The following is a 15,985-nucleotide window of genomic DNA, read 5'->3' as shown; positions in this document are numbered from 1 at the left end:
AATAAAAAAAGAACCGTAGTATTTCCTACGGTTCTTTTTTTTATTGGTTTTCTGCTACCAGCTGCTCTTTTTTAGCAATCCGGTCTTTCAGGATGTTGAGGTAGCGTAAAGCCAGTTTATCTCCATAGTCGCTGTAGGATTTTGAAGCCCAATTTACGGCTGCATCCAAATTTCCGTTTATTTCATTTATGATGGCCATGTTATAGCAGGCTCTTCCTGCAATGGTAGGATCGGGATTGTTGACTTCCTTTTCCCAAAGTTCTGCTGCGCCGTCCCAATTACCGGTTTGTGCCCGTCTTCTTCCGATTTCGAAGTTAGGGGTTCCCTTTACGTAGTAATCACGTGAAACCCTGATTTTGTATGGCAATGTTTTTAATGCGTAATCGACTCCCAAACGGTTGCTGATTTTCAAGACGTTTTGTTTTCTTCCCATCACAGCTTCCGCTGCTTTTACCGGATTGATTCCTCGACCGGACGAGTTAATTACATTGTTTGATGCTATTTCATCAAGAATTTCCTTGTTTTTGACATCATAAATACGCCATCCGTTTTTGATCATAGTGGCAATATTCACCTGATGTTCTATCATTGGGATTTTAATGCCGACTACGTTTGCTTTTTCTACTGTAGCAGTTTTATAATCCACTTTGGTGTCCGTATCATAAAACGAGAGTTCGAAAAGATAATCAACCTGATTTTTTTGGGCAATTTTTTCCACGTTTTCCCATTGAAGAGCGGCGGGAAAGACGCCCAAGCCAACACTTTTCAGATTGGCATCGTCAATCAATTTTACGGTGGCAAAACCATTGTTTTTTGTCAACTCGTTTTGAAGGCCTAAAACCGATTCATTGGCGCCGTCTTTATCTAAATCTTTTCCTTCCACCGACAAGATTTTGTCGATTACATCAAAAGGTTCGTTTTTTGAGTTGGGCAGACTTCGGTTAATGATACCTACCGATTTTCCTTGAGAAGGGACATAAACAGGAGCAGGTTCTGTTACGCTCAAGGTAAGAAGATTCGTAGAGCTGCACGAGAACAAAAAACCGGAAAGCAATATCCCTAAAGTGAGTTTAGAGTAGTTTTTTATCATGATTTGCAATTAGTTAGATTGATGTTTGAAAATAGCTAACTGCAAAATAGTCAAAAAAACAATGTAAAATACCTATGTAAGCGGTTTTTGATTGGCGTTTCTGAAATATTCAATTTTATAGTTGAACATTTCGGCCATTTTTCCTGCACGCCATTTGGCTTCATCTGCTATAGGACCGGCAAATTGCTCGTCTATGTTTTGAGTGAAAATAGTCATCCATCGGTCGAAATGTTCCTTCTGGATTGGAAGTCGGGCATGAGGTGGAAACGGACTGCCGGAGTAGGCATGAACATCCAACAAAACTGTTTGCCAGAATCCATACATTTTTTCTAAATGCATTTCCCAGCGATCTTGAATTTGTTCATCGAAAATCGGTCCGATAAACTCATCCTGTCTCACTTTGTCATAAAAGGAATTGACCATCTGTTTGATATCGTCGAGGTTTTGAATGTCTTGCATTGTAATTGAATTTAGGCAAATTTAAGTGTATTGCACCACTATAAATATGATAAATGTTGTCTTTCGTGAAAAAAGAAAAAAGCAGCCGTTACAGCTACTTTTTATCCTTTTTGTCTTTTTTGTCCTTTTTTACTTCAGGTGGAAACTGTAATAGAATCCTGTTGACAAATTCATTGATTCGTTGTTCTTTTTCGCTCATTCTCTCGGCTAAAAGACCTGAGCCAACACCTTGCCAAACAAGTTCTTTTCTCTTTGTATCGACCAGATCGATGTACAATGTGCCTTCGGTTGTGGTATAGGCGTAAGGGTAACCATAATAAGGATACCATCCCCAGCCATAACCCCAATAACCATAGTAGTTGCTTACGTTGACATAATCCATTTCTTTGGTAAAAAAGTTTACCATTAAATCGGGAGTTTCACTTTTTGTATAACCTTTTGCCTGCATTTCATTGTCAATAGCGTTGATAATTCTTTTTTTGTCCAAATCAGAAATCTCCACTTTGGCAATGCCGTCTTTCATGAAATTATAAGTCTTATACTGACTGAAATCGGTGGCTTTGTCATAATCGGCATCTACTTGTATCGGGCTACAGGCTCCTACTGTGATGAGCAGCAAAAGAAAAAATAGTTTCAACGTTTTCATAGTAGTACATATTTCAGGTTTAAAAACGTTTAGTTTTAAATCTCTGCTTATGTACTACCTGAAACTTAAAACTAATCGTTTAATAACGTATCATCCACTAAATTCGGAATTGTAACTTTCAATAGTGGTTGTGTTTCCATTGCGCGTTTTATTGCGAAAACAGCACCTTCATTTCTTGCCCAGCTTCTTCGGGAAATACCGTTGTTGACATCCCAGAAAAGCATTGATTCTAAGCGTCTTGAGGCATCTTTACTACCATCAAGAACCATACCAAATCCACCGTTGACAACTTCTCCCCAGCCAACACCGCCACCATTGTGGATGGATACCCAGGTAGCTCCTCGGAAACTGTCTCCAATTACGTTTTGGATAGCCATGTCAGACGTGAAACGAGAACCGTCATAGATGTTTGAGGTTTCTCTGTATGGTGAGTCAGTGCCGGAAACATCGTGGTGATCTCGGCCTAAAACCACATAGCCAATTTCTCCGCGGGCAATGGCCTGGTTGAAAGCTTCAGCGATTTTAGTCCTTCCCTCTGCATCGGCATATAAGATACGTGCCTGTGAACCTACAACCAATTTGTTTTCCTGTGCGCCTTTAATCCATTGTATGTTATCGGCCATTTGCTGTTGGATTTCAACCGGTGAGTTTTTCTTCATTTTTTCCAATACGTCACAGGCAATTTTGTCAGTTTTTGCCAGATCATCCGGGTTTCCTGAACAACAAACCCAGCGGAACGGACCGAAACCATAGTCAAAACACATTGGTCCCATAATGTCCTGAACGTATGAAGGGTATTTGAATTCTCTTCCCAAGGTTGGATTTTCTGCCATTACATCAGCACCAGCGCGGGAAGCTTCTAATAAGAAGGCATTTCCGTAGTCGAAGAAATAAGTTCCCTTTGCTGTGTGCTTGTTGATGGCAGCAGCATGACGGCGTAAAGTTTTCTGTACTTCAATTTTGAATTGCTCCGGATTGTTAGCCATCATTTCATTGGATTCCTCAAAAGTATATCCGGTTGGGTAGTAGCCTCCCGCCCAAGGGTTGTGTAATGATGTCTGATCGGAACCCAAGTCGATATATAAACCTTCTTCATCAAATCTTTCCCAAACATCAACAATATTTCCTAAATAAGCGATGGATACTACTTCTTTATTTTCTAATGCTTTTCGTACTCTGGCAACCAATAAGGTGATGTCTTCCACGATTTCATGAATCCAGCCTTGTTCGTGGCGTATTCTGGTGATTTTCGGATTTACTTCTGCACACACTGTTACGCATCCTGCAATGGTCCCCGCTTTTGGTTGAGCACCACTCATTCCGCCCAGACCAGAAGTTACGAATAAACCGCCACTTGGATTGGTTTTGATTTTACGGAAGCCGTTCAAAACAGTAATTGTAGTTCCGTGAACGATTCCCTGGGGGCCTATATACATGTAACTTCCGGCAGTCATTTGTCCGTATTGCGTTACGCCAAGTGCGTTGAATTTTTCCCAGTCATCCGGTCTGGAGTAGTTAGGAATCATCATTCCGTTGGTAACGACTACTCTTGGAGCATCCTTATGTGATGGGAATAATCCCATTGGGTGTCCGGAATACATTACCAATGTTTGTTCGTCTGTCATTTCAGACAAGTATTTCATTGTCAGAAGATATTGTGCCCAGTTACTGAAAACCGCCCCGTTTCCGCCGTAAGTAATCAATTCGTGCGGGTGTTGTGCCACAGCATAATCCAGATTGTTCTGGATCATTAACATAATGGCTTTTGCCTGCTCGCTTTTTCCAGGGTATTCCGAAATAGGACGAGCATACATTCTGTAATCCGGGCGCAGACGGTACATGTAGATACGTCCGTATTTTTCAAGTTCTTCCTTGAATTCCGGGATTAGTTCGGCATGATGTTTTGGTTCGAAGTAACGAAGTGCGTTGCGAAGTGCTAATTTCTTTTCTTCTTCCGATAGTATTTCTTTACGCTTTGGTGCGTGATTTATATTGGTTTCGTATGGTTTTGGTTGCGGTAAAACCGATGGGATTCCTTCTGCAATTTGTTCTTGAAATGTCATTTTTTAAGTTGCTAAGGTTCTGAGTCACTAAAATTCTGAGTTTTGAAACAGAAATCAGGGTAACTGAGAATCGTTTTTTTAAATTTAAGGTATTGAATATTGATTAATCTTTCGATAGGTTCAGTATGATACCTAGGGGTAACGGATGTCCGACCGGTGGTAGGACTTGTATATTCTGACTCTATAGTTTTGTAAATGGATATCCATTTTTTTATTGTTGACTTGTTATTTTGCAGTTATGCGTGAGGGGTAGAAGCAAAGTACCTTGTACTGCAGATAACCCGACCCGAAGGGGCACGCCCAACTATTTGTTCTTTTTATTGATCTGACCTGTTTTTTTGTCGAAGCCATAAGGGCAGTGGCGGCATCCGCTTTTGCAGCAATAACCTCGTTTCAGGTGGTATTTTTCCGTGAAACATTTGTAGCCTTCCGGTGTATAATAAAAATCTTCCCCCTCTTTTAAATTATTTGGGTCAATTTGGTTATTCATAAGGGCAAATTTAGGAACTTTACCGCTAATGATAATACTTGTAATCAAAAAATTAACGCCAAGAGGTTTTCGTGGAATCACCATTTTTCCTTTTATTCTTCTGACGCATAAAAAGGATCGTGAGGATAAGGTGATTATCAACCATGAAATGATTCACATCCGACAGCAGTTGGAATTGTTGGTACTGCCTTTTTTTCTTTGGTATGGTGTTGAATTTCTTATTCGGTGGCTACAATGTAACAACCGGCACATCGCCTACAGAAACATCAGTTTTGAAAGGGAAGCTTATGCTAACGAAAAAAACCTTTACTATTTGAAGCAAAGGTCTTTTTTGAGGTTTTTAAAGTATGTTTGATTTATCTGTACCAGTTTATGCCATCCGACCAAAATTGAATATTTAAGCCAGCACCAGATGCTGAATGTGATGGTATTGAAATCGTGTTTCCAATAGATCCGTCAAGACTTTGGATATTGTTATTCCCTGCCGTGTCTATAACTATTGGTTTTGATCCAATTCCTCTTGAGATACTTATTAATCGTCCTTTGCATGTAGTAGGGTCGGGTAAGAGCACAGTCAGGGTGTTTGATCCGGTCGCATCGATGATTAGTTTGCTGATGTCATCTGGGACAGTATAACTCTGATTTCCGGTTCCATAAGTTATTCTACTGACTCCAACCGCTACTGAACCATTTACCTGCAAGGTTGATGTTGGTAGAGTTGTTCCTACCCCTACTTGAGACCAAACGGACTCGTATGAACATAACGAGATTATTAGTACTACTAATGCGTATATTTTTTTCATAGTCACTTGTTTTTTATTTGAAATTAGAGAAAGGAGGTGAGGTTGTGAAAAAAATCGGTTACGGGTCTTTTTTTTTCGTCTAAAAGCCTTTACTTGCGAAAAAGATTACTTTTTTAAAGTTGTATTTTTCAAAAGTTAGTAGTATTCTGATGAAAACGAATTTTTAGTTTTGATAAAAAAGGTAAGTGTTGCAGAAAGTTTGTGTTTTTTGTATGGTTTTTTGTTTTGTTTTCAAGAGAAAACTCTCCTAACTTTTCAAGGCTGCTTTTTTTGTGGAATGGACCTCGTTTTTGATTCAAAGGATGAAATACAAGAGTAGTTGTACCCTCTCGAATATCGGTTTAGAAAGGGAGGTTTATAACAACGAAAAGGACTTCCGCTACTTTGAAACGAAGGTCTTTTTGGGTTTTTTTGAGATGTGTTTAATACCTTAAAACGGATACCCTGAATTGGCCTGCAGGAGGGTTTAAAGAGTCTGAGAGATCGGCGTCATTGTTGGAAGCTACTGAAAATCTAATGGTTATGGTGTCTGTTGCGCTGACCCAAGCTTGATATGTTCCTCGAACTAACATTGCATTGTTAGGAACTCCTAATACAACAACGTCCCCAAGAGCAGCGCCAATAACTGTGATTGTCAAATCTGAATTTTCGCCTTCAGCAGTGTTCGGAAAGTTAAGACCCTGTCTGTTGGTAAGTGTTCTGGCCAAGGTATATCGTGTTCCTCCCGATGTTACAAAATAATTGGTCCCGTTGTATTCTACCGTTCCGTTTTCTGGTGTTGTCAAGTTGATTCCGCTTGTGAATTTTAAAGGTGCATTACTGGCAGCTGCAGCACCCGCTGCCAATGTTAATTTTGCAGATGGATTGGTAATGCCTATACCTACGTTACCATTTGATAAAACTCTTACTTTTTCTAATCCGTTTGTTGAAATAGCTAAACTATTAGCTGCAGGACTGAAAATGCCTGTATTCGGATCATTTTGATAGGAATAGTTTGGCAAGGCTGCCGTTCCTAATGAGTAAGATTGAAGTTGTCCATTATTGGTATTCGAAATGTTCCAGCGATTGTTGTTGCCAGTTTTGATTCGAAAGTCTTGTGCATCTGTTGTTCCTATAAAATTGGTGCCTGCCGTCGTTCCGGAATTTCCTGTAAGCGACCAATCCGAATTGTTTCCCGTGGATAAGGCTACCCATAAACTACCGTTCCAATAATAATATCCGGGACTCACTCCATTTGCTCCTCCTACTGTGGCTGTGTTGTAAATTAATTCGGAAACGGTGGGGGCTGTCAGTGGCGCAGCGTTGTTGCGAGCTATTAATGCTATTCTTGGGATTAATAAACCGTCGTTTGTAGAGGCAACATCTAAAGCGCCCGCAGGAGAAGTTGTTCCTATACCTACTTGAGACCATACAGACACCTGTGAACATAACACAATTATTAGTATTACTAACGTGTAAATCTTTTTCATGGCTGCTTTTTCTGTTAAAGGTACAGGAAGCAATTGAGAAGGTAAAAAAAAACCGTTAGTCGTCTTTTTTTGTCGTTTAAGGGCTTTTGTTTGTGAAAAAGATTACTTTTTAGTGATCCTTATTTTTGAATGCCTAAAAAAAAATATGCGTTGTTTTAATTAAGGGTGGGGCTGTCGAGATAAAGTCTATACTAATGAAAAAGACCTTTGCTATTTGAAGCAAAGGTCTATTTTGGAATTTTGAAGTATTTGTAGTTTATTTTTTTGGAGTTACTTTTTTAGAATATTGAATAAGACTTTCCGGGATTCTTTCAAAGCGAATATTCTGACCGTCAAAATAAATAGGTTTTCCTTCTTTTCCGGATCCATCAGTGGTCATTACTCCATCCATGTTTTTATCGAAATCCTGTGCAAGGATTGTTTTCGAAATTTCGATACCGTTTTCATAGCCGGCTTTAGTTCCGATGGCAACCCAGTTAAATGTAGCATTACTGGTGCCTCTTTGATTTTCCTTAATGTAAAAACCGTCAGATGAGACTCTGCTAACATAAACCCCGTTTGTTTCACTAGTCGGAGTTACGGTTACATTGATTCCTTCATTTTTGGAAACCAGTTTTTTAAAAGCATCTTTAAAAGTAATGTAAGCTTCGCCGTTTGTTAGTTTTCCGGTTCCTCTAGTTGTCACATCAACGGTTGTAGATGCTGCGGTATAAGATATTGTTCTTTCTGAATTTCCATTTTCGGTAAGTTGCACGACCGGTTTGTTTATAATGGTGTTTCCTTGAACGTACATTCCGAATTCTTCTCCTTTAGATATTACTCCATATTGGTTTCCTTTGATATATCCGCCCATAAATCCGCCATTGATACCCAATCCAATCCTATTGTTGGGTTTCGAATCATTTACGGATCTGCCAGTGCCATTATTGTTCCCGTTGATATCTCCGCCTTTACCACCTCCATAAACGCTATATTGTGTTCCGTTTAAGCTGTTGTAGCCCAGCATTCCGAATTGTCCTGCACCACCCGAACCAAAAACACCACCGGAACCGTCCGGGATAAACGCTGTACCGATTTTCAGGATGTCGCCACTAACACCGAATACATAGGCATCTGTGCCGGAATTGGGGAATTTTGAGGCGTAATTACCGTACACTCCTGAAGCTACTCCATTTGCAGCGTAAGATCCTCCTGAAAAACCACTGCCGGCTGACAGATTGTTGTTTTCTCCGGTTACTCCATTTGCTTTCCAGTTTCCGGCAGTTGATTCGTCAATTATCCCGTGAACACCAATTGGAATTGTAGGACCTCCTGTAGCACCGTCTGATTGTCCTAAAACACCTTCTCCTGTTTGAATGTAGCTGGACAATAGATTTGCCTTGGTTAAACCGACTACTCCATATCCGGTTCTGTTTGAGAATCCAAATACGCCCATGCCATTTGTGTCAGCGTATCCGGAAATAGCTCTTCCGGATGTGGTATTTGGATAACCAGTAACGTTGCTATAGGCGGATGTAGATGTATGTGCAGAAAATTTATCTCTTGAATCTTCTCCGGAACTTTTGCCTATTACGGTGTGCCCTTCAACTCTTAAACCGTTGGACGGTGCTGTATTAGTGGGTGCATACGTGGCTCCGATTGTTGCATTGGCAGCTACAGATAACGTACTAGCAGGCGTTGTGGTTCCAAAACCTGTATTTCCGGTTTTCAAAACTCTGAAACGTTCTGTGTTATTTGTTTTTCCAACAAAATCCACGTCATCTGAAGTTCCGATAAAATTGGTTCCGGCAGTAGTTCCTGAATTACCTGTTAAAGCCCAATAGGACGAGTTAGTTCCGGTATTCAAACGCACCCATTTTGTGCTATCCCAATAATAAAAACCAGGAGTCACATCGCCTGAGGTTGCTGTATTGTATACCAGCTCTGATGTTGTAGGTGTTGTTACTGTTGCAACATTGGTAGCAGTTAGGGAAATTCTTGGGATTACAAGTCCATCTGTGGAAGATGTTATATCTAATGCTCCTGTAGGTGAAGTTGTTCCTATTCCGACCTGTGCGTTTATGCCGTCAGACGTTAGCGGTATTGTTATAAGAATCAATAATCTGATAAAATTCCTCATGATTTAACAATTTAACTTTTTTTTGTTTTTTAAAGCGGAGCAAAATTATATGTTTTTGTAACATATACAACGCTGAATGTGAAAATGTTAATAAAAATTAAAAAAAAGAGTAAAAAAAACTGCTTTTGGTTAAGGGACGGCTTTGTTGATAAGGATTAGTTGCTTTTTAGTTGATGACTTTTTTGTTAACAATTACATTGTTTTCCAGTCTAAATTTCACTATCAGCGTAGTTTGGGATGGACTTAAGGTTTCTGGCTTAAATGATTTGCCATTACTTTAGTGGGCTTTACCAAAATTCGGCCGAGTACATTGAATATGATAACTTCTTTAATTTGTTCTAAAGCGAATTTTACATTCAGTTTGTTGTCATTGTAAATAGTTGTCATTGTAAATAATAGTTGAGTTTTCAAAAACATTTGTACTAGTTTTTCCAAGTGAGTTGTTAGTATATCGAAGCGTAAAGTGATTCTCAAAAGTTTAAAAAGCTGTACTGAAGTTGTAAGATGCTGATTTTAAATAGTGAATTGTGTTTAATTGTTTTATCTTCCTAATAAAAATTTTGATTGATGAATTCCGAATCAAAATGGTCATTAGTGATTGTAGTTCCGCCAGAATATCGGTTGTGGCACCACCATCTTCTCCGTAAGTTGTTGGAACATAGTTTCCTCCGGATCCGAAGGTGCTAATTGTGATTGTATAGGAAGTTCCGATGGTTACAGGAACAAAACTGCTAGCGGTGTAAGCTCCCTCACCAGCTCCTCCCGCTCCATAGAGTCCGCTTTTATCGAGGTAATTCTTGTAGGGTTGCTTAATTGCATGAGGTCGTGAATAGTACGATTGTATTTTGGAAGAAATCGATTGGACTGTCAATGCAAGAATTAGAGTAAAGATAATTTGTCTTAATGTTTTCTTATCGCAAGTGTTTTTTTATCACAAGGCATTTTGTAGTTTTATTCTTAAATTTAGTTTAGCTTGTACAAGTTTTTGAAATTTGTTTCTAGAGTAGTTTTGTTCGCAATTTATTGTGTTTGTATTGGAAAATGGTTTTCGGATATATAATAAAAATTTAGTAAAGGGCGGGATTTTTAGTTAGTTAATGATATAAATTTTTATAAATTTTAAAAAAAAAAACAAAAAAAACACGTTTTTAAATGTAGTTTTGTGATTTTAAAAAACGTAATTTGTTATACTTTTAATTATATGTTATTTGTGTAACAACGATTTTTTGTAATATAAGACAATGTTATTTGTATGATTATTTTCGGTAATTGTGTGTTTAAATTAGAGGTCGTTTTAAAAGAAATTGCCTATATATTAATATTTTCAAAGTAGAATGTTGGGTCTTAGTTTATAAATCCAAAATCGGTGCATTTGCTTTTTTCTGTTTTGATCAAATTGTAGTTTTCGAAAATATGATGGCGATTAAAATATTGTAGTGGTATTTTGATTTGTATTTTTTATGGTTGCGTGAATTTGAGAAAAAAAAATTCCAAATAGGTTATTTTATTTGAAAATACACTAAAACCTCTTTTTTCTAGTCTGTTGTATTTTTAGAATAGCTAAAAACTGTCTTTATGTAACATAATTAAAATAATAGCATCTTTTATATAACAAAAAATGAAAGAATAAACCGATAAATATAGTGTGTTTAAGCAGGTGTTAAAAAAAAAAATTAGAGTTTTTTACTTTTTTGCATCTATTGTGTATCTTATGTTTGATGGTGAAGTTGTAAATTGACTTAGGGTTTTGGGGTAATTTTTCGTACATTTGTTGAATTAGGGGTGTTTTTTAAAAAAAGTTGAATAAAATTAAATTAACTTTGTAAATCAGTAGAATATAGTAATACAGAAAGTCTATGGAGTCAAAATTGCTTAAAGGAACATTGTTACTGGCAGTGGCAATGTTTAATCAATCGGAGCTTTTCGCTCAAATGTATGTTAGTCCTAATAGCTATGTGTTCGTAAATAATGAACAGTTGTTTATTAAGGGCGATCTTGAGTTGAACTCTGCCACAAGTAATATGTATCTGAGAAATGATGCGCAGTTACTTCAAGGGGCTACGGCTGCTGGAGCGAATAAAGGTGTAGGGACTTTGTCAGTCTACCAAGAAGGTACAGCAGATGGTTTTGATTATAACTGTTGGAGTTCGCCTGTAGGAAATGTGCTTTCTTCTACTGCTGTTAATAATCTTTTTGGGATTTCTCAATTAAAAGACGTGAGTGGACTTACTACCTCAGTTGATCCTATATTGACATCGAATCTTAATGGTTTGGCTTCTCCGCTGACTATTTCAACCCGATGGATACATAAATTTATAGTCTCCAATGTATATGCGGATTGGGTTTATGTTGGAGGTGCTAATACAATTAAGCCAGGGGAGGGTTTTACAATGAAAGGAACTGACGGGACAAGTGCTAATAATACCGGGGCCAAACAGCGATATGATTTCAGGGGAAAACCTAATGACGGGACTATTGATATAACAGTTGCGCCTGGAATGAACACTTTAACGGGTAATCCATACCCATCTGCAATCAATCTTAATCTTTTTTTAAATGATCCAGCGAATAAAGCAGTTTTAAATGGTCAGGCTCTTTTTTGGGAACATAATGATGCTGTCAATTCTCATTATTTAGTAGATTATCAAGGGGGATATGGAATATATGTGGCAAACGGAATTGATCCGGATTATTCGCCAGGAACCTATACTGCTGCTACATGGGACACTTATAATGGTGACGGAACTATAAATACTTCTGGAGGTTCTACAGGGGCTACGTATAAAAGAATGTTTACTCCAATTGGGCAAGGTTTTATGGTTGAGGGTATTGCAGCAGGGACTGTTCAGATGAAAAACAGTTACCGTGTTTTTGTGAAAGAAGGTCTGGCCAACAATTCTGAATTTGAAAGAAATACAAACGATGAGAACAATACTTCTAGATGGGGAGAAATACAAAATGTGGCAAATGTTGATTATACGCAATATTCTAATAAAGAATTGCCTCAAATAAAGATTCACACGGTTTTAAACAATAAATATTCAAGAGAGGCGGTATTGGCATTTAACAATCGAGCAACTGATGCTTTTGATTTGGGAATGGATGCTAAAACTGCTGAAAACTCATTGCCGAATGATGCTTATTTTCCAATTGATGCGACAAGTCAATACGTAATTTCAACACTTCCTTTTGATATCAATAAAAAGATTCCATTTGCTTTCAAAGTAGGAAGTCAAACTACTTTTAAAGTTACTGTTGGGAAATTGATTAATTTTACAGAGGCTGAGAATATCTATATGCATGATAAGGTTACAGGTCTGTATCACGATATTAAAAATAATTTCTTTGAAATTACGTTGCCAACCGGAATTGTGAAAGACAGATTCGAAATTACTTTCCGAAATGCTAATTTATCAACTGGTGAAAATGTATTGTCAGAAAGTTTAACGGTGTATCAGAATAATAATGATAAAACGTTGAATATCGCAAATCCTCAGATGATCGATTTGAAATCTTGTGCAATCTACGATGTTGCAGGTAAGTTGTTATTTACTAAAAACAAATTAGGGGCAAATGCGGAATATGAGTTTTCAACGTCTAATTTAAGTGATGGTGTTTATATTGTAAGGTTGAATACCAACGATAATAGAGAAATGGGAATTAAGGTAATGGTGAAAAACTAATTCCAATTCTTAAAAAGAATACGTAAAAAGTGCTGCTCGAAAGAGTTGCACTTTTTTGTTTATATGTTATCTTTGGACTATGCAATCATACAATCAGCTGGTTGAAAAAATTGAAGAAAAAGGTGTCTCTCTTTATTTGAAACGGGAAGATTTGCTCCATCCGGAAATTTCAGGGAATAAATTTCGGAAACTAAAGTATAATCTGATTGAGGCAAAATCAGAAGGAGTGGATGCCCTATTGACATTCGGCGGGGCTTTTTCAAATCATATCGCTGCTGTTTCGGCTGCGGGTAATAAATATGGTTTTAAAACCATCGGGATTATCAGAGGTGATGAGTTGATCGATAAAATTGACGAGAATCCGACTCTTTTGTTTGCCAGGGAAAATGGGATGAAGTTTGTCTTCGTTACGAGGGAGATGTTTCGTCAAAAAGACAATCTTGAATTTATTGAAACGTTGAGATCGGAATATGGCAATTTTTATCTTTTACCCGAGGGAGGAACAAATAATCTTGCTGTAAAAGGATGTGAAGAGATTTTGACAGACGAAGACGAAGATTTTGCATATATCTGTTGTGCGGTTGGTACCGGTGGAACCATTGCCGGTATAATCAATTCACTGCAGGAAAATCAAAAAGCAATTGGGTTTTCATCATTAAAGGGAGCGTTTTTGTGCGATGATATTCGTAGTTTTGCGAAAAATAATAATTGGGAATTAATTTCTGATTATCATTTTGGTGGATACGGTAAAGTGTCTGAAGAATTAATCTTTTTTTTAAATGAATTTTACAGGAAAACAGGAATTCCTTTGGATCCTGTTTATACAGGAAAGATGATGTTTGGGATTTATGATTTAATAAAGAAAGGGTATTTTAAGGAAGGTTCTAAAATATTGGCAATACATACCGGAGGTCTGCAGGGATGCAAAGGGATGAATCTTTTTTTGAAAAAGAAACATTTGCCAATTCTAAATTATATATGATGTTGAAAAGGATTTTTATTTTATTTGTTTTAGTGGTTTTTTATAGTTGTGGTTCGAGTCCTAAGGTTCGAATAACTTCGTCACGGACATACAAAACCAAGGTGAATCAGGCTAAGAAAAAGCCGGTGGTTAATACTAACCAAAGAGATAATTCCTCTTCATCTCAAACCAAATCTGAAGTTTTGGAAGCGACATCGAAGATTTCCGCTACTCCGGAATTGATTAAAGAATACATAGAGCAATACAAAGAGATTGCTAAAGATAACATGCGTAAACATGGGATTCCTTCGAGTATTACCCTGGCGCAAGGTGTTTTGGAATCAGGCGCAGGAACAGGAGTTTTAGCTCGGAAAGCAAATAATCATTTCGGTATAAAATGCCATAACGGATGGACTGGTGAAAGAGTTCATCATGACGATGATGCAGCCCAGGAATGTTTTAGGAAATATGAACATTCGGCAGAATCCTATCGCGATCATTCTTTGTTTTTAACAACCAGAAACAGATATGCTAATTTGTTTAAGCTTGATAAAGGAGATTATGAGGCATGGGCTAAGGGATTGCGCGCAGCGGGTTACGCTACAGATGTGAAATATCCTGAAAAACTCATTGGTTTAATTGAACGATATGAGTTGTATAAAATAGATGAAGAGGTGCTGGGATCTAATTACCGACCTGTTGTCAAAGTGTCTGAAATGCCAATGGATGATAAATCATATAGGGTATCGCAGGGTGATACATTGTATTCCATTTCAAGAAAATTTAGTGTTACCGTAGATGAACTGATGAAGATTAATCAGCTTTCAGATAATGCCATATCCATAGGTCAAATTCTAAAAATAAAATCATAATGTTATATCAAAGAAGCAGTCAGCTTTTTGTAGAGGCTGCAAAAGTAATCCCTGGCGGTGTTAATTCTCCGGTTAGAGCGTTTAAAGCCGTTGGTGGAACACCAATTTTTGCAAAAGAAGCCAAAGGGGCTTATTTGTACGACGAAGATGGTAACCGATTAATTGATTATATCAATTCCTGGGGGCCTATGCTTTTAGGACATGCTTTTGAACCGGTAGTGAGTGCGGTTATTGAAAAAGCAAAAAAAGGAACTTCTTTTGGAATGCCTACTGCTTTGGAAACGGAAATTGCGGCACTTGCAGTTTCGATGGTTCCGAATATTGATAAAATACGTTTTGTGAATTCAGGTACTGAAGCTTGTATGAGTGCCATTCGATTGGCTCGTGGTTTTACTAAAAGAGATAAGATTGTAAAATTCTCAGGATGTTATCACGGTCACTCCGATTCGTTTCTGATTCAGGCTGGAAGTGGAGCTATCACTTTTGGCTCTCCGAATAGTCCCGGTGTAACGTCTGGGACGGCAAAAGATACACTGTTGGCACGTTATAACGATTTGAATAGCGTAAAAGAATTGTTTGAAGCTAATAAAAATGAAATTGCCGCCATAATCATAGAGCCTGTAGCGGGTAATATGGGATGTATTCCTCCAAAAGGAGGCTTTTTAGAGGGTTTGCGTCAACTTTGTGATGAAAATGGCGCTTTGCTTATTTTTGATGAAGTAATGACAGGATTTCGCTTAGCAAAAGGTGGTGCTCAGGAGTTATTTGGAATAAAAGCTGATATTGCTTGTTTTGGTAAAGTTATAGGAGGAGGATTGCCGGTTGGAGCCTTTGCTGCAAGAAATGAGATTATGGATTATCTGGCGCCGGTAGGGCCGGTTTATCAGGCGGGAACCTTGTCCGGTAACCCATTGGCGATGGCAGCCGGATTAGCAATGTTGCAGGAAATTAATTCGGATGTAGAATTGTTTCAGCGTCTTGAAGAAAAAACGGCCTATTTGGAAAAAGGAATTGTCAAAGTGTTGACAGATAATAATATAGTGTTTACAATAAATCGCGTGGGTTCGATGATTTCTGCGCATTTTGATGCTAACCCAGTTTGTGATTTTCAAACGGCGGCAAATGGAGATAATGAAACATTTAAAAAGTTCTTCCACGGACTGTTGAGAGAAGGAGTTTATATTGCGCCTTCGGCTTATGAAACCTGGTTTATTACTGATGCCTTAACCTATGACGATTTAGATTTTACCATTAATGCCATAGATAAAGTTGCTAAAGAGCTATAACAATAAAAAAAACCACCATATGGTGGTTTTTTTATTACAAGTAT

The 15,985-nt window shown here is 37.9% G+C and carries 15 protein-coding genes; 5 read left to right on the top strand and 10 right to left on the bottom strand.

The features are described from left to right. Positions 1 to 40: 40 nt before the first annotated feature. The 5 genes from LZF87_RS00360 to LZF87_RS00340 all read right to left on the bottom strand — a co-directional run bounded on the left by LZF87_RS00360 (position 41) and on the right by LZF87_RS00340 (position 4,748). On the bottom strand, positions 41 to 1,090 hold the full coding sequence (locus LZF87_RS00360) for a DUF6340 family protein (protein ID WP_244340186.1): 1,050 nt from the start codon (positions 1,088 to 1,090) through the stop codon (positions 41 to 43). A gap of 72 nt (positions 1,091 to 1,162) precedes the next feature. Continuing rightward, positions 1,163 to 1,549, bottom strand: coding sequence for a group III truncated hemoglobin (locus tag LZF87_RS00355; protein ID WP_244340185.1), 387 nt, complete (start codon positions 1,547 to 1,549; stop codon positions 1,163 to 1,165). A 94-nt stretch (positions 1,550 to 1,643) separates the two neighbouring features. Next, positions 1,644 to 2,195 (bottom strand): DUF4136 domain-containing protein, encoded by a 552-nt coding sequence (locus tag LZF87_RS00350; protein ID WP_244340184.1) that lies wholly within the window; start codon positions 2,193 to 2,195, stop codon positions 1,644 to 1,646. 71 nt (positions 2,196 to 2,266) lie between these two features. Beyond that, the gene (locus LZF87_RS00345; RefSeq protein ID WP_244340183.1) at positions 2,267 to 4,258 is read right to left on the bottom strand and encodes a urocanate hydratase; all 1,992 of its coding nucleotides are present in this window, start codon (positions 4,256 to 4,258) and stop codon (positions 2,267 to 2,269) included. Between the two features lie 304 nt (positions 4,259 to 4,562). Next, positions 4,563 to 4,748 carry a DUF5522 domain-containing protein gene (locus LZF87_RS00340; RefSeq protein ID WP_023573595.1) on the bottom strand — a complete coding sequence of 62 codons (186 nt, stop codon included), beginning with the start codon at positions 4,746 to 4,748 and terminating at the stop codon, positions 4,563 to 4,565. 28 nt (positions 4,749 to 4,776) lie between these two features. On the opposite strand from LZF87_RS00340, the gene LZF87_RS00335 reads away from it, so the two are divergent. Then, entirely contained in the window at positions 4,777 to 5,103 is a 327-nt protein-coding gene (locus LZF87_RS00335; protein ID WP_244340182.1) for a hypothetical protein, read from the top strand. Between the two features lies 1 nt (position 5,104). On the opposite strand, the gene LZF87_RS00330 is transcribed toward LZF87_RS00335, so the two are convergent. The 5 genes from LZF87_RS00330 to LZF87_RS00310 form a co-directional block, all read right to left on the bottom strand. After that, positions 5,105 to 5,551, bottom strand: coding sequence for a hypothetical protein (locus tag LZF87_RS00330; protein WP_244340181.1), 447 nt, complete (start codon positions 5,549 to 5,551; stop codon positions 5,105 to 5,107). Between the two features lie 422 nt (positions 5,552 to 5,973). Beyond that, positions 5,974 to 7,020 carry a hypothetical protein gene (locus LZF87_RS00325; RefSeq protein ID WP_244340180.1) on the bottom strand — a complete coding sequence of 349 codons (1,047 nt, stop codon included), beginning with the start codon at positions 7,018 to 7,020 and terminating at the stop codon, positions 5,974 to 5,976. 256 nt (positions 7,021 to 7,276) lie between these two features. Further along, positions 7,277 to 9,139, bottom strand: a complete 1,863-nt coding sequence (locus LZF87_RS00320) for a hypothetical protein (RefSeq protein WP_244340179.1) — start codon at positions 9,137 to 9,139, stop codon at positions 7,277 to 7,279. A 243-nt stretch (positions 9,140 to 9,382) separates the two neighbouring features. Then, positions 9,383 to 9,526, bottom strand: coding sequence for a hypothetical protein (locus tag LZF87_RS00315; RefSeq protein WP_244340178.1), 144 nt, complete (start codon positions 9,524 to 9,526; stop codon positions 9,383 to 9,385). Between the two features lie 91 nt (positions 9,527 to 9,617). Continuing rightward, complete coding sequence (locus LZF87_RS00310) at positions 9,618 to 10,010, bottom strand: hypothetical protein (RefSeq protein WP_244340177.1); 393 nt, start codon at positions 10,008 to 10,010, stop codon at positions 9,618 to 9,620. Between the two features lie 985 nt (positions 10,011 to 10,995). On the opposite strand from LZF87_RS00310, the gene LZF87_RS00305 reads away from it, so the two are divergent. From LZF87_RS00305 to hemL, 4 genes are all read left to right on the top strand, one after another. Further along, positions 10,996 to 12,822, top strand: a complete 1,827-nt coding sequence (locus LZF87_RS00305) for a T9SS type A sorting domain-containing protein (RefSeq protein WP_244340176.1) — start codon at positions 10,996 to 10,998, stop codon at positions 12,820 to 12,822. Positions 12,823 to 12,901: 79 nt separating this feature from the next. Continuing rightward, entirely contained in the window at positions 12,902 to 13,804 is a 903-nt protein-coding gene (locus LZF87_RS00300; protein WP_244340175.1) for a 1-aminocyclopropane-1-carboxylate deaminase/D-cysteine desulfhydrase, read from the top strand. Between the two features lie 101 nt (positions 13,805 to 13,905). Continuing rightward, entirely contained in the window at positions 13,906 to 14,655 is a 750-nt protein-coding gene (locus LZF87_RS00295) for a glucosaminidase domain-containing protein (protein WP_319800038.1), read from the top strand. Then, on the top strand, positions 14,655 to 15,941 hold the full coding sequence (hemL, locus tag LZF87_RS00290; protein WP_244340173.1) for a glutamate-1-semialdehyde 2,1-aminomutase: 1,287 nt from the start codon (positions 14,655 to 14,657) through the stop codon (positions 15,939 to 15,941). The genes LZF87_RS00295 and hemL overlap by 1 nt, the downstream gene beginning before the upstream one ends. Positions 15,942 to 15,985 lie beyond the last annotated feature (44 nt).

This window comes from Flavobacterium enshiense, from assembly GCF_022836875.1.
GTDB classification, from domain to species: Bacteria; Bacteroidota; Bacteroidia; order Flavobacteriales; family Flavobacteriaceae; genus Flavobacterium; species Flavobacterium enshiense_A.
Note: the sequence above shows the minus strand (reverse complement) of the source record. Positions and strands in the feature narration are given on the sequence as shown.